The following is a 15215-nucleotide window of genomic DNA, read 5'->3' on the forward strand; positions in this document are numbered from 1 at the left end:
AACACATGAATCAGGGGGTGGCACGTTGATAGCGATTATTGATTATGATGCAGGAAACATTAAAAGTGTAGAAAAGGCACTTCTGTCAATGGGAGAGACACCTGTTTTGACAAGAGATCCTGAGGTGATTCTTCAGGCAGATCATATTATCTTGCCGGGAGTGGGATCATTTGGAGATGCGATGGAAAACTTAAATAAGTTTGGATTAATTGATGTTATCCATGAGGCAATAAACAGAAAAATTCCATTTTTAGGTATCTGTCTGGGTCTGCAACTTCTTTTTGAGAGCAGTGAGGAGACACCAGGCGTAGCTGGTCTTGGTATTCTTAAGGGAAAGATTGTGCGCATTCCAGAAGGTCCGGGTCTTAAAATTCCACATATGGGATGGAACTCCCTGAATGTACGCGAGGGAGCGTCATTATTTAAGGGACTGGAAAAGGAACCTTATGTGTATTTTGTGCATTCGTATTATCTGCAGGCCAAAGACCCAAAAATCGTAGCAGCAACAACAGAATATGGTGTTACTATCCACGCATCGGTAGAAAAAGAAAATGTTTTTGCATGTCAGTTTCACCCAGAGAAGAGTTCAAAAACAGGGCTTGCGATTCTTAAAAATTTCTTGGCGCAAAGGAGGGAAGGCTAATGTTTACAAAGCGAATTATTCCTTGCCTGGACGTACATAACGGACGAGTTGTAAAGGGTGTTAATTTTGTGAATTTAAAGGATGCCGGAGATCCAGTTGAGATAGCGGCAGCTTATGATGCGCTAGGTGCAGATGAGCTGGTATTTCTTGATATTACAGCGTCAAGTGATTCCAGAAACATTGTGGTTGATATGGTGCGCAGGGTAGCACAGAAGGTATTTATTCCATTTACTGTAGGCGGCGGAATCCGTACAGTAGAGGATTTTCGTATGCTTCTTCGTGAGGGCGCAGATAAAATATCAATCAATTCATCTGCTATCAATACACCGCAGCTTATAAGTGATGCAGCTGATAAATTTGGAAGTCAGTGTGTAGTTGTGGCGATTGATGCAAAAAAAAGAGCAGATGGCAGCGGATGGAATGTTTATAAAAACGGAGGCCGTATTGATACTGGACTTGATGCAGTAGAGTGGGCAGCAAAGGCTGTAAGAATGGGTGCAGGAGAAATTCTTCTAACAAGTATGGACTGCGACGGTATGAAGACAGGCTACGACATTGCGCTGACAAGACAAGTATCAGAGGCAGTTAGTGTTCCAGTCATTGCATCTGGTGGTGCAGGAACGAAGGAACATTTTTATCAGGCGCTCACAGATGGAAAGGCAGATGCTGCGCTTGCGGCAAGTTTGTTCCATTATAAGGAGCTTGAGATTGCAGATTTAAAGCAGTATCTGAAAGAACGCGGAATCAGTGTACGTATTTGATGATATTAGGGTTTTGAACTGAAAAGACGTTTGTAGGTATTAAAGTAAGAAAATAGCAAGAGGAGAACAGAATGGGAGCAATCGCAAATGACTGGCTAGGACCTCTCAGTCCAGAATTCAAAAAGCCATATTATGCCAGTCTCTATAAAAAAGTAGTTGAAGAGTATACCACACATGTGGTGTATCCGCCATCCGATGAGATCTTTACTGCGTTTAATTTAACACCGCTCTCCAAAGTAAAGGTAGTCATTCTCGGACAGGATCCGTATCATGAGCCAGGTCAGGCACATGGTTTGTCTTTCTCTGTAAAGCCGGGCGTAGAAATTCCGCCTTCTCTGGTCAACATTTATAAAGAACTGCACGAAGACTTAGGCTGTTATATTCCAGACAATGGATATCTGGTAAAATGGGCAAAGCAGGGTGTTTTGATGTTAAATACTCTTTTAACAGTCCGCGCACATCAGGCGTTCTCACATAAGGGGATTGGTTGGGAGCAGTTTACAGATGCTGCTATTGAAGCACTTGCCAGACAGGATCGCCCGATGGTGTTTATTTTGTGGGGCAGACCGGCACAGTCAAAAAAGCCGATGATTTACAATTCAAAGCATCTGATCCTTGAATCAGCGCATCCGAGTCCGCTGTCTGCATACCGAGGATTTTTTGGAAGCAGACCATTTAGCCGTACAAATGAGTACTTAAAAGAAAATGGTCTTGAACCAATTGACTGGCAAATTGAAAATCGTATGTAAAGAGGGAATAACAGAAAGGAAAATTAAAAAATGAATATTATTGAGTGGCTGAGAGTCATTTTTCTTGGCATTGTAGAGGGAATTACCGAGTGGCTTCCTGTCAGCAGTACCGGACATCTGATTTTGGTAGATGCCTTTTGGAAGACGAGTGCACCAGAGGTGTTTACTGCTGAATTTACAGAAATGTTTGATGTTGTTATACAGCTTGGTGCGATCCTAGCGGTTGTCACGGTGTTCTTTTATAAGCTGAATCCATTTTCGGCCAGAAAGACAAAAGAGCAGAAGCACAATACTATCGAACTGTGGAAGAAGGTAATTATTGGCTGTATCCCTGCTGGTGTGATTGGTATATTGTTCAATGATCTTATTGATAAATACCTGATGAATTGGCTTGTAGTAGCAATTATGCTTATTGTAGTCGGAATTGCATTTATTGCAATCGAGATGAGAAATCAAAAGGTTCGTCCATCAATTGTAAAGTTTACACAGCTTAGCTATAAGACAGCATTTATTATAGGTGTATTCCAGTTATTGGCATTGATCCCGGGAACTTCTCGTTCAGGAATCACGATTATCGGCGGTATGCTGTTTGGATGTTCCCGCTTTATTGCAGCAGAGTATACCTTCTATCTGGCAATTCCTGTTATGTTTGGTGCCAGCGGTCTGAAGCTTGTTAAGTTCCTTGTAAAGGGCGGCGGTTTTTCAGCAGAGCAGTTCTTTGTTGTTTTGCTGGCAATGGTTGTTTCTTATGGCGTTTCTATGATTGTAATTAAGTTTTTAATGCAGTATATCAAGCGTCACAATTTCAACAGCTTTGCGCTTTATCGTATAGCACTTGGTATTATTGTTTTAATTGTTGGTTTTGCAGTTGGCCTGTAATTGACACAGGAGATTGTAACAAAAGAACGAAAAAACACGAATACTCCCACAAAGTAAACTATTGGTTGCTTTTTGGGAGTATTTTTTAGTTTTGAGACACAAAAAGGCACCTACAAAAAGTTTTTTGATTTTTTTTGAAAAAAGTGTTGACAAATCATTGCCCATGTGATAATATATATATCGTCAGGTGAGCAACAGAGAAAACAAAGAAACAACAAACGAAGTTGCTCAACAGACAAAAACAAAATATGCAGTTGTGGCGGAATTGGCATACGCGCAAGACTAAGGATCTTGTGAGCCTAGCTCGTACGGGTTCAAGTCCCGTCAACTGCATTTTTCTAATGCATATCATTAGAAAAACAAAATTGAATATGCAGTTGTGGCGGAATTGGCATACGCGCATGATTCAGGTTCATGTCCATGTACTTGGGTAGGGGTTCAAGTCCCCTCAACTGCATTACAAGCCAAGAGAGAAGATGAGAGTCTTCTCTTTTTTGCATGCTATCGTAAAGCTGCCTCTAGGCAAAGAGCTCCCCAACCTGTGCGAGGATTAGGTACGGGATAGCCTGGAAGTTCTTTTGCACCTGCAATCAGCCATGCCTTTAATTGTTCTCCATATAAAAATAAATTGTTTCTTTTTACAATTCCCCATTCCATTAAAAGAGCAGCACTGCCTGTGACAAATGGTGCAGCAAAGGATGTACCAGATACGGTTTGATATCCGCCGGGAAATGAAGGTACTGTGACAGAAACACCGGGAGCGACAAGATCAGGCTTTGTTAAAAGATTTGGCATTGCAGCAGCTCCGCGCCCTGAAAAATCTGCTGGAGTATTTGTTTTTGCATCATAGGCTCCTACAGTAATAACTGAATTAGCAGAAGATGGTACTGTGAGTGTATTATATGGATCGGGAGAAAGAAAACGTGTAGCACCATTTAAGCTAGAGGCAGCAGGAAGCCACATCTCGAATGTACCATTTTTTATTGAAATTGGTTCAATGATAAGACTCCACACACCAGAAGTTAAATAAAAGCTGTCAGCTATTGGAAAAAATTCAAAATAATATTCCTGCAGACGCTGAAACGGAGAAGGTGCACTATTATAAAAAGCTATTTGTGTTTGATCCAGCACTTCCATATTTGTTCCAAATTTGTCAGAAAGAGTGTATTCTATTCCAGAAGGCGCTCTTAGTCTAATACGCATAGCATCTGCGTAATCTTTCCATAGCTGCATATTAAGAGAAGTCTGACGTTCCGAAATAGAAAAATCAACATTTACTGTCTGATCAAGAAAACCAAAGGTATGTATTGGCGATGCACCTTCATTTCCAGATGCAGCAATTATGCTGATGCGGCCAAGCAGTGATACGCGGTTTAGATAAAGTTCAGAAAGTGAGTTTCCTGTATGTGAACCGTAATTATTTCCAAAGCTTATATTTAGTACGAGAGGACGATTAAATTTTAATGCCTTTCTTATGCAGTAATCAATTCCACTAATTAATTCTGTAGTTCTAGGGTACAGCCCTTTATTTTTTCGCATTTTCACTACGATTAGTTCAGTCTCAGGCGCAATACCGCGATAGCGTCCTTTAGAAGCATTGCCATTACCGCAGGCAATCCCGGCTGCAGCAGTACCGTGTCCAGACTCATCTTTTGACAAAGTTTTCCCAGCCCGCAGTGTCTCATTAATTTGCTCATTATTATATTCTGTGCCAAACAGATATCCATCTGGTGGATCTTCATCCCTAGTTTGATCCCACAAAAATAAAACGCGGCTATTTCCATTTGAATCTTGAAAATCTGGGTGTGTCAGATCAATGCCGGAATCCACAAAACCAACTAAAACTCCATTTCCCGTCAGTGAAAGTGGCGGTAGTGTTACCTGTGTAATACAGGATGAGCGTTTTCCAGAAAGGATTTCAAAAGAAATATAGTGTGGCATCTCTATATAAAGAATTTGCGGCAGTGCGCTAACTGTTGGAATTAGTGATGGTGGCAGCCGAAGCAGTGCAAAATTTTCAAGAAGCATTGAGACCTCGATTTGAGGGTACTGTTTTGTTAGAAAAGACAAATCTTGTGATGCCAGCACTAATATTTCCCATACACTGCCAGTCAAAACAGCAGACAAAGACGTCGACTTTTCATGTAAGCTTTCAGGCAGCGACAAAGATAAATTTAAAGCGGCATCTGCTTTGGGGTTATTCATATATTTTCTCCTTAAATTTTTAAATTTTTAGAATGAAAAGTTATATTTCTGCATATATATTTACGATGTTACAATTTTACAGACCTAACCCTTCCTTGAATTTTTGTATAAAATATGGTATGATGCAACAGGACTTAAAAGTACAAAAACAGGGAAAGAAAGGAGCGGCGCTCATGCGGTATTCAGATGAAGTGATAGAGGAAGTACGTGCAAGAAATGACGTAGTAGATGTGATCGGAGGATATATTCATCTGCAGAAAAAAGGAAGCAACTATTTTGGACTGTGTCCGTTTCACAATGAAAAGTCACCGTCATTTTCAGTGTCACCACAGAAACAGATGTATTATTGCTTTGGATGTGGAAAAGGCGGAAATGTTATCACGTTTGTCATGGACTATGAAAATGAAAGTTTTCAGGAGGCAGTTGCGTCGCTGGCAGAAAGAGCTGGAATCGAGCTGCCGCAAGAGGAAGAAAGCGAAGAGAGCAGAAGGCAGGCAGATTATAGAAGTATTTTATTTGCCATACAAAAAGAAGCAGCACGTTATTTTTACCATCAGCTTATGAGTGAAAATGGAAAACGAGGCTACCTTTATCTTCGAGGCAGAGGACTTTCTGATGAGACAATCAAAAATTTTGGCCTTGGATATGCAAATCAATACCCAGACGATTTATATCGCTTTTTGCGGCAGAAGGGGTTTTCGGATGCACAGATTAAAGATTCTGGTCTTGTAAAGATTGATGAGAGAGGCTGTTATGATAAATTCTGGAATCGTGTTATGTTTCCTATTATGGATATAAATAACAAGGTGATAGGCTTTGGTGGTCGTGTTATGGGAGAGGGAGAACCAAAATATTTAAATTCCCCTGAGACACCGATTTTTGAAAAAAACAGAAATCTTTACGGCATGCATGTTGCAAAGAGAAACAGAAAACCATATTTTCTGATTTGCGAAGGATACATGGATGTCATCAGTCTCCACCAGGCAGGATTTACAAATGCAGTTGCGTCACTTGGAACTGCATTTACAGTACAGCATGGTCTGCTGCTTAAGCGCTATACAAAGGAAGTTGTGCTTACATTTGACAGCGACGGTGCAGGTATCAAGGCAGCACTTCGTGCGATACCGATTCTAAAAGAAGCTGGACTGTCAGCTCGCGTGCTGACGATGAAACCATATAAGGATCCTGATGAATTTATTAAAAATATGGGAGCTGAGGCATATCAAAAGCGCATTGATGAAGCAATCCCCTCCTTCATGTTTGAAATTCAGGTGCTGCGAGATGGCTATGATTTTTCAGATCCAAGCAAAAAAACAGAATTTTTCGAGGAAGCAGCGAACAAGCTTCGCACGTTTGAGGATGTGCTTGAACGAAATAATTATATAGAGGCAGTATCTAGAACATACGGCATAGATTATCAAATTTTAAAACAGAAGGTGGAGGAACATGCCTACAAAGCACCTCAGGCTATGCAGCAGGAAAGAAAGCAGGTACAGAAAAAAAGAGAAAAGGATGAGGGGTTAAAGGCGGCACAAAGACTTCTTTTAACATGGCTTAGCGATCATCCTGGACAGCTTAATCAGCTGGCAGATATTATTATGCCAGAAGATTTTTCTGATTCTCTTTATCAAGAGGTGGCTCGCCTTTTGTACAAGCAGATCGAGCAGGGAAAAGGAAATCCGGCAGAGTTGTTAACAAATTTTATTGAAGATGAAAGTCAGTATCAGGAAGTGGCTAAAATCTTTAATGGTGAACTTGTTCAGGAGACATCTGGATCAGAAAAAACAAGAGGAATACGCGAATGTGTGATTCGCTTAAAGCGTCACAGCCTGCAAAAGGAAGCCGACACGACAGATGATATAAAGAGACTTCAGGAGGTAATGGAAGCGTTAAAAGGATTGGATCATTTGAATATATCTTTTTAATAAGGCAACAATATAGTCAGATATCATAACAAGTAAAACAAAAAAGCCTGCGGGCAGAATGAAGGCAGACATGAAAATGAAGGCAGACATTGAAATGAAAAAGTTAGAATCTGACAAAAGAGTAATGGAATTGATTCATCTGGGAAAGACGCAGGGAGGTTTTGTGGCACTTTCTCAGATTGAGGAAAAATTTCCGGAAGCCATGCGTACAGAGAAGGGGTTAGATCATGTGACAGAACTTCTTGGACGCAGCCTGATCTCAATTGGTCAGGAGGAAGAAGAGGATATAGATACGCAAGAAAGCACTTATTACGATGAGGATGAGCCGATAAAGCTTTATATGAAGGATATTGGTAAGGTGCCGTTATTAGATGCAGAGGAAGAGACAAAGCTTGCAAAGCAGGCTTCTCTAGGAGATGAAGAGGCACGAAGAAGGCTTGCAGAGGCTAACCTTCGCCTTGTCGTTAGTGTGGCCAAGCATTATAATGGATGTGGGCTCGCACTTCTTGATCTGATCCAAGAGGGAAATCTTGGCTTGATGAAAGCAGTTGAAAAATTTGATTACACAAAAGGTTATAAATTTTCAACATATGCTACCTGGTGGATTCGTCAGGCAGTTACGCGTGCAATTGCCGATCAGTCAAGAACGATTAGGATTCCGGTCCATATGGTAGAAAACATGAACCGCATCATACGAAAGTCGCGAAGTATGGTGCAGGAGCTTGGAAGAGAGCCAAGCATTAAAGAGGTTGCACAAGCACTCGATCTTCCTGTGGAAAAGGTTAGTGATGCTATTAGGATGAATATGGAACCAGTGTCTCTTGAAATGCCAATTGGAGAAGAGGAAGAAACACATTTAGGTGATTTTATTCAGGACTGTGGCTCAATGATTCCACTTGAAGAGACAACACGTGTTTTATTAAATGAGCAGCTTTCTGAAGCACTTAGCACACTTACACGCAGAGAGGAGGAGGTGCTTCGTCTTCGCTATGGACTGACAGATGGCAGAGCAAGAACACTTGAGGAGGTCGGTCAGATCTTTCATGTGACAAGAGAACGTATTCGTCAAATTGAGGCAAAGGCGCTTAGGAAACTAAAGCATCCTACAAGAAGTCGTAAATTAAGGGATTATTTAGAGTGATTTGTAAAGAAATATAATATGAAATACAATATAGAGAGGAAATAAAATATACGTATGAAATTATCAAAGAGATTGGAAACAGTTGCATCCATGGTGACAAAGGGAAACCGCGCTGCGGATGTTGGCTGTGACCATGGTTTTGTCCCGATTTTTCTTGTAGAGTCGGGTATATCACCTTTGGCTGTTGCGGCAGATGTGCGTCCAGGTCCGCTTTCGCGCGCAAAGGAGCATATAAAAGAGCATAGATTAGAAGAAAAAATACAGACAAGGCTGTCTGATGGATTGGCAAATATAAAGCCAGGTGAGGCAGATTCATTAATTATGTCGGGCATTGGCGGCATTTTGATGATGCGTCTGCTGCAGGATGAGGAGCATACAGCAAAAAGCTTTAAAGAATTGATTTTATCACCGCAGTCAGAGCTTTTTGATGTGCGTCGCTATCTTGTATCAAACGGTTATTTGATTGAGTATGAGCATATGCTTTGTGATGAGGGAAAGTATTATTTTATTTTTCATGTTCTTGTAAAAAAAGATGAAAGAGAGTGGTCAGAGGAAGAGTATCGCTACGGAAAAGATATCTGTAAGGACGATATGAAGACATTTTTGGCATATCTTGAAAAGGAAGAAAGACAATATGAGCAGATCCTTGAGAAAATGAAGCAGGCACCAGAAAACGATCGTGCCGCGCAGCGAATTGCACAGCTGCATCAGGATATCACCTGTCTGAAAAAACGCAGACAGTTAGTATACGATTGTGGTTGCTTCGCATAGTTTTGATTAGTTACAAATTTAAGAAAGGCAGATGATACATATATGAAATGCAGTGATATTGAAAAACAGCTGGAACTTTTTATTCCAAAAGGATTGGCACAGACTGATAAAAAAGAAAATACGGGATTAATAGTAGGCAGAAGTGATAAAAATGTTTCAACGATTATAGTTGCTTATCGCATTGATCAGGAAACAATAGATTACGCTGTGTCTGCACAGGCAGATATGATTATTTCTTACGAGCCAATAATTGAGGAGCCTATTTTAACAATTGGAAGCACCAATTATCAGGGACGTCTTTTACTGCAGCTGCTGCGCCATGATATTGCATGTTACGCGACAGGAAGCAGTTTTGATAAATGTAAGGGAGGCAGTGCTGATTGGCTTGCCTCAAGATTAGAACTTTCTGGTGTGTACATCACTGAGCCGCAGGCATCATATGCAGGAATGGAAGATACAGTCTGCCAAAGTGGTAAAGGACGAATTGGATATTACAAAAAGAAAAAGTCACTTGAGGAACTTACAGACATGATCTGTAATTTATTTTCATTGGAAGGGATCAATGCATATATATCAAAAAGAGATGATGGACTGACATTTTCAGATGTAGCAGTTGTTGTATGGGCAGATGAAAAGAGTATAGATGCTGCTATGGAACGAGGTGTTCAATTGATTGTTACCTGCGGCGTAAGCAGTAAGGAGGCGATGAAGGCTTGCAGTGAGCACAGAGCAGTGCTGGAATTGCCTGGTGAGACAGCAGCACATATATTTGAGACGTGTGTTGAACAGTATTTGTCAGAGGTATTGAGTTCATCAATTGAGATTTTGACGATTCCAATGCAAAGAAAGAGCCGTTTTTTAAAGTGCAGAAAGGAGTAAGGATGATAACTGTTTATTACAATGGAAAGCCGTATCAATATGCAGACAGCACAAAATATTTAGAGTTAGCAAGAACACTGCAGCCACAGTTTGAACATGATATTGTACTGGCATCAGTGAATGGCAAGCTTCAGGAACTGTGGAAATATATTAAGGACGGAGCAAGTGTAAGTTTTCTTACAACGCAAAGTCAGGCTGGAATCATGGCATACAGAAGAAGCGTCGTGCTTCTTTTGTTAAAAGCATTAAAAGATACTATTTCAAAGGAGCGCCTTGGCAGCAATCAGGTAAAGGTGGAATTCTCGCTGAGCAAGGGGTTATTCTGTCATTTTGATAAAGGCCTTGTTTTAGACGAAGAGGAATTAAAACAGGTTCAGACTTCCATGGAGATACTGCGTGAAGCTAATTATCCAATTGAGAAATATAGCATTAGTACTGAAGCTGCTATAGAGCAGTTTGGAAAAGCAAAAATGACAGATAAGGAAAGATTGTTTCGCTTTCGCCGTGCTTCAAAGGTTAATATTTATTCACTTGATGGCTTGGAGGACTATTATTATGGGTATATGGTGCCGTCTACAGGCTATTTAAAGTATTTTAAACTGTATTCTTACGAGGATGGTTTTGTGCTTCAAATGCCAGTTAGGGAAGCACCAGAGGTAATTCCTGAATTTGAGCCGCAGCATAAGCTTTTTAAGGTTATGAGAGAGACTGGTAAGTGGGGAGAGGAGCTTGGTGTTGCGACAGTAGGTGAGCTTAATGAGCTGATTACAGGAAAGACAAATAAAAAATCCTCCTGCAGAGATATTACGGATCTGATTTTAGTGCAGGAAGCACTGATGGAAAAAAGAATGGCGCATATTGCAGATGCAATTGCAAAGGATCCACAGAAAAAAATCATTCTTATTGCTGGTCCGTCTTCATCAGGAAAGACAACCTTTTCCTATCGTTTGTCTGTGCAGTTAAAGGCAGCAGGACTTCGTCCTCATCCAATTGGTGTGGACAACTATTTTGTTGATCGCGAAAAAAGCCCAAAAGATGCAGATGGAAATTATAATTATGAAGATCTTGAGTGCATTGATGTGGCACAATTTAATCAGGATATGGAAGATTTGTTACAAGGGAAGACAGTTTCCATGCCGACTTACAATTTTATTACAGGACGCCGCGAATATAAGGGAAATTTCTTGAGACTCGGTCCAGAAGATATTCTTGTTATAGAGGGAATCCATTGCCTGAATGAAAAGCTTTATCCGTTACTGCCAAAGGAATCCATTTTCCGTATTTATATCAGTGCACTTACACAGTTAAATATTGATGAGCACAATAGAATCCCAACTACAGATGGGCGTCTGATTCGCCGTATGGTTCGCGACGCAAGAACAAGAGGTGCATCAGCACAGGATACGATTGCAATGTGGAATAATGTCAGAAAAGGCGAAGAAAAAAATATTTTTCCATATCAGGAAACAGCAGATGTTGTGTTTAATTCCGCTCTTATTTATGAACTGGCTGTATTAAAGCCATATGCAGAGCCGCTGTTATTTGGAATAGACAGAAACGCCCCAGAATATTCAGAGGCAAAACGCCTGCTGAAATTCTTTGACTACTTTGTTGGTATTGACAGCCAGAAAATTCCGATCAATTCAATTTTAAGAGAGTTTATCGGCGGAAGCTGCTTTAATGTGTAATTTACAGTTCACGCGTCATGCTAGATCTGGATAAATCTCATGCTTGCATGAAGATTTGACAGATCAGCATGACGAAGTGGACGCCAGTTCATGAGCAAAACAAAGTTGCGCGCAAACCTTGTTTGCGGTTAGCAACGACGCACGGGACGTGCGGTTTTGCGAATGGGCGTCCCGTGAACTGTAATAATGGGATACCAGTTCAAAAAAACACTTTACAAATTCAAAAAATGTGGTAAAATAGTTAGGCATGGTTTGAGCAGGACAAGTGATCGCGGCTGCAGAAACGAAAGGCTGCAGGTGAGGAAAGTCCGGGCTTCATAGGGCAGGATGCCGGATAACGTCCGGTGGAGGTGACTCCCAGGAAAGTGCAACAGAAAATAACCGCCCGCAAGGGTAAGGGTGAAAAGGCAGTGTAAGAGACTACCGCTTGTCTGGTAACAGAGAAGGCTGTGTAAACCCCATCCGAAGCAAGACCGAACAGAAAGCATACGGTTGCCCGCCGGCTTTCGGGTAGGTCGCTTGAGCCTGGTGGCAACATCAGGACTAGATAGATGATCACTCCAGACATAACCCGGCTTATCGCTCTGGTCAAACCGTGTACAAAAACCCCGAAGGCAATTATGTCTTCGGGGTTTTTGTGTTGTTTCTTCTTCGATAAGTGCCTGGTGTACAGCCCATCTGCTGACGAAAGGCATAGGAAAAATGCTCTGGAGAGGAGTATCCTGTTTGTTCAGCAATTTCGCTAAGAGAGTAGGATGTAGTTTTTAAGAGGATGCAGGCAGCGCTGATGCGAGCCTGTGTCCTTTTTTTCTGAAATGTAGTGCCATACTGCTTTTGAATCATGCGCTGCAGCTGTCTGGTAGAAATATGGGAGACAGCAGCCAGATCAGACAGTGTGATGCTTTTATAATTGTTTAAAAAAGCTTCCTCAATGGCAAGAGGAGACATCGCATTTTGAAGCAAATTTGTCTTATCTTGAGCTGCTTCATTTAGCGTTATTTGTCTTTGCTGCTGTGGCATAGCAGGTGTATTCGGATTAGTCTGATAGCAGCGAACAAGAAGACAAAAAAGCTGCATAAACAGGCCAGACATGTAAGCTTGGTGACCGACAAGCGCAGGCATAGCTGCTTCTGAAAAGATTTGTTTCATAATTGGAAGAATACCTGTAGTATCAGTCCCAATCCAACATGTCTGCTGTAAGAATGACTGCACAAGATGTTTGTCAAAAAGTGTATCATCATGCTGATCTGGGGATGCGATAAGCTGCATGTAGACACACATTTCTGCCATAGGATGTGCATGATCTGGCGTTTGTTCATGAAAAATATGAGGTCCTGTTACATATATGCTGCTTTTTGCGACAGGAAATCGTGTATTATTTAAAAGAATGCTTCCATTGCCACCAGTGATACAGTGAATTTCATAACAGCCCTTTGCATGACTGTGTCCTGGGATAACATAATTAATTACACCGTCTGATAGCATAGAAACACGAAAGTGCGCATTATCAATTGAAAAACAGTAGGAAAGATGATTTAAATGCATAAAACAGCCTCCTTTTGTCGTCAGTATGTCAGAAATTATGATTTCTGTCAATGGAAAAATGCGAAAACACGACATAAATTAAAAAAATAGGTCATGGCATTGTCTTGAATATACAGGTGACTTTTTTTATAATGCAGATATCAGCAGCTTATAAAAACAAAACGGACAAAAAGGAGGCATATTTTATGTATGACATGAAACCTTATTTAAAAAGAATAGATGAGGTAATTAAAAAAGGTCCTTATAAGGATACCTGGGAATCATTATCACAGTATCAGGCACCAGATTGGTACCAGAAGAAAAAGTTTGGAATTTTTATTCACTGGGGCGTGTATAGTGTGCCGGCATTTGGAAATGAGTGGTATTCCCGCAACATGTATATTCAGGGTTCGCCAGAATATGAGCACCATATTAAGACATATGGAAAGCATAGTGAGTTTGGCTACAAGGATTTCATTCCAATGTTTAAGGCAGAGAAGTTTGATCCAGATGCATGGGCATCATTATTTGAAGAAGCAGGTGCACAATATGTTGTCCCAGTTGCAGAGCATCATGATGGATTCCAAATGTACAAGAGTGAGATATCTCATTGGAATGCTTATGAAATGGGACCAAAGCGTGATGTATTAGGTGAACTTGGCAGAAGCTGTAACCAAAAAGGAATGCGCATGGGGGCATCTACACACCGTATTGAGCATTGGTTTTTTATGAGTCATGGAAAAGAGTTTGAAAGTGACATTAAGGAACCTATGGAGCGCGGTGATTTCTATTGGCCGGCAATGAAGGAGGCAGATCATCACGATATTAACAGTGAGCCGACGCCGACAAAGGAATTTTTGGAAGATTGGCTGGTACGTACTTGTGAAATTATTGATCGCTACCATCCACAGATTCTATATTTTGACTGGTGGATCCAGCATGCATCTGCAAAGCCATATTTAAAGAAGTTAGCAGCTTATTATTATAATCGTGCAGCAGAATGGGGAACTGGTGCAGTTATTAATTATAAGCATGATGCGTTTTTATTTGGAACAGCAGTGCCGGATGTAGAGAGAGGTCAGTTCGCAGATGTGAAGCCATATTTGTGGCAGACAGATACAGCGATTGCATTAAATTCATGGTGCTATACAGAAAATAATCAGTTTAAAAATCCGACAGATTTAATTTGTGATCTTGTCGATATTGTAAGTAAGAATGGCCGTATGCTCTTAAATGTGGGACCAAAATCAGACGGAACCATATCCAAAGAGGATCAGCATGTATTAAAGGAAATTGGAAGCTGGCTTAAAGTAAATGGAGAGGCAATCTACGATGCAACAATTTGGCGCAAGAGCGCAGAAGGTCCAACCCAGATTGTTGAGGGACAATTCTCCGATGGAATCAAGAAGAATTTCACATCAGAGGATTTTCGTTTCACAACTGCAAATGGAAAACTGTATGCAACTGTATTAAAATGCAGCACAGACCATACATACTGTATTAAATCACTTGGTATTCAGGATGCAAGTAAGAAGGCAAACTTTAGCGGAATCATTCGCAAGGTAGAGGTGCTTGGCAAAGATGGAGAGCTTGCTTGGACAAGAGACGAGGAAGGTCTTCATATTGAGTGTGTAGTGGAGAGCGATAAGCCAATTGTGTTCCGTATTACGATTGATTGATGGCAACAACACGCAGATTTGGGAAGGGGCGCTTAGGTGCCCCTTCTTCATATTAGAAAACAAATTGATTACAAAAGTACTGAAAAACGCGGAAAATGGAGTCTGAATAGAAATAATCGAAAAAATGAAAAAATTAAGAAAAAACAGTTGACAAGAAGAATGAAAGGTGCTATTATAGCAAAGTCGCTTGTGAGACAGTCGATTAGTACAAAAAAACTAAAAAAAGTTTGAAAAAAGTGCTTGACAAATACAAGATGATATGATAAAGTAATGAATTGTCAGCGAACAGTACGAATGAGTGCTAAAACTGATAAAAAAAGAACCTTGATAATTGAACAGTATAACCAACCCTGAAGATTTCTTAAAAAGCC

Annotated in this window: 12 protein-coding genes, 2 tRNA genes and 1 other RNA gene; 13 read left to right on the forward strand and 2 right to left on the reverse strand. The window is 40.7% G+C overall.

Going from position 1 to position 15215, the window contains the following annotated elements; genetic code table 11:
* The first annotated feature begins 25 nt into the window (after positions 1-25).
* From hisH to WJP93_RS07955, 6 genes are all read left to right on the forward strand, one after another.
* Complete coding sequence (hisH, locus tag WJP93_RS07930; protein WP_337547652.1) at positions 26-643, forward strand: imidazole glycerol phosphate synthase subunit HisH; 618 nt, start codon at positions 26-28, stop codon at positions 641-643.
* Positions 643-1404, forward strand: coding sequence for an imidazole glycerol phosphate synthase subunit HisF (gene hisF / locus WJP93_RS07935; protein ID WP_337547654.1), 762 nt, complete (start codon positions 643-645; stop codon positions 1402-1404). The genes hisH and hisF overlap by 1 nt, the downstream gene beginning before the upstream one ends.
* 71 nt (positions 1405-1475) lie before the next feature.
* Positions 1476-2153 carry a uracil-DNA glycosylase gene (locus tag WJP93_RS07940; RefSeq protein ID WP_337547655.1) on the forward strand — a complete coding sequence of 226 codons (678 nt, stop codon included), beginning with the start codon at positions 1476-1478 and terminating at the stop codon, positions 2151-2153.
* A 30-nt stretch (positions 2154-2183) separates the two neighbouring features.
* Entirely contained in the window at positions 2184-3032 is an 849-nt protein-coding gene (locus tag WJP93_RS07945; RefSeq protein WP_337547656.1) for an undecaprenyl-diphosphate phosphatase, read from the forward strand.
* Between the two features lie 250 nt (positions 3033-3282).
* Positions 3283-3365 (forward strand) — tRNA-Leu (locus WJP93_RS07950).
* A 40-nt stretch (positions 3366-3405) separates the two neighbouring features.
* A tRNA-Leu gene (locus WJP93_RS07955) sits at positions 3406-3489 on the forward strand.
* Between the two features lie 44 nt (positions 3490-3533).
* On the opposite strand, the gene WJP93_RS07960 is transcribed toward WJP93_RS07955, so the two are convergent.
* Entirely contained in the window at positions 3534-5237 is a 1704-nt protein-coding gene (locus WJP93_RS07960) for a S8 family peptidase (RefSeq protein WP_337547658.1), read from the reverse strand.
* A 173-nt stretch (positions 5238-5410) separates the two neighbouring features.
* On the opposite strand from WJP93_RS07960, the gene dnaG reads away from it, so the two are divergent.
* From dnaG to rnpB, 6 genes are all read left to right on the forward strand, one after another.
* Positions 5411-7162 carry a DNA primase gene (dnaG, locus tag WJP93_RS07965; RefSeq protein ID WP_337547659.1) on the forward strand — a complete coding sequence of 584 codons (1752 nt, stop codon included), beginning with the start codon at positions 5411-5413 and terminating at the stop codon, positions 7160-7162.
* Between the two features lie 70 nt (positions 7163-7232).
* On the forward strand, positions 7233-8303 hold the full coding sequence (gene rpoD / locus WJP93_RS07970; RefSeq protein ID WP_308732021.1) for an RNA polymerase sigma factor RpoD: 1071 nt from the start codon (positions 7233-7235) through the stop codon (positions 8301-8303).
* 54 nt (positions 8304-8357) lie between these two features.
* The gene (locus tag WJP93_RS07975; protein ID WP_262537088.1) at positions 8358-9074 is read left to right on the forward strand and encodes a class I SAM-dependent methyltransferase; all 717 of its coding nucleotides are present in this window, start codon (positions 8358-8360) and stop codon (positions 9072-9074) included.
* A gap of 42 nt (positions 9075-9116) precedes the next feature.
* The gene (locus WJP93_RS07980) at positions 9117-9953 is read left to right on the forward strand and encodes a Nif3-like dinuclear metal center hexameric protein (protein WP_337547662.1); all 837 of its coding nucleotides are present in this window, start codon (positions 9117-9119) and stop codon (positions 9951-9953) included.
* A 2-nt stretch (positions 9954-9955) separates the two neighbouring features.
* Positions 9956-11641 (forward strand): nucleoside kinase, encoded by a 1686-nt coding sequence (locus WJP93_RS07985; RefSeq protein ID WP_308732020.1) that lies wholly within the window; start codon positions 9956-9958, stop codon positions 11639-11641.
* A gap of 253 nt (positions 11642-11894) precedes the next feature.
* Positions 11895-12236, forward strand: an RNA gene (gene rnpB / locus WJP93_RS07990) — RNase P RNA component class A.
* A 23-nt stretch (positions 12237-12259) separates the two neighbouring features.
* Here rnpB and WJP93_RS07995 read toward each other — a convergent pair.
* The gene (locus tag WJP93_RS07995; RefSeq protein ID WP_337547664.1) at positions 12260-13186 is read right to left on the reverse strand and encodes an AraC family transcriptional regulator; all 927 of its coding nucleotides are present in this window, start codon (positions 13184-13186) and stop codon (positions 12260-12262) included.
* A 185-nt stretch (positions 13187-13371) separates the two neighbouring features.
* Between WJP93_RS07995 and WJP93_RS08000 the strand changes: the two genes are divergently transcribed.
* The gene (locus WJP93_RS08000) at positions 13372-14844 is read left to right on the forward strand and encodes an alpha-L-fucosidase (protein ID WP_337547666.1); all 1473 of its coding nucleotides are present in this window, start codon (positions 13372-13374) and stop codon (positions 14842-14844) included.
* The last annotated feature ends 371 nt before the right edge of the window (positions 14845-15215 follow it).

Source organism: Anthropogastromicrobium sp., from assembly GCF_037349415.1.
GTDB classification, from domain to species: domain Bacteria; phylum Bacillota; class Clostridia; order Lachnospirales; family Lachnospiraceae; genus Anthropogastromicrobium; species Anthropogastromicrobium aceti.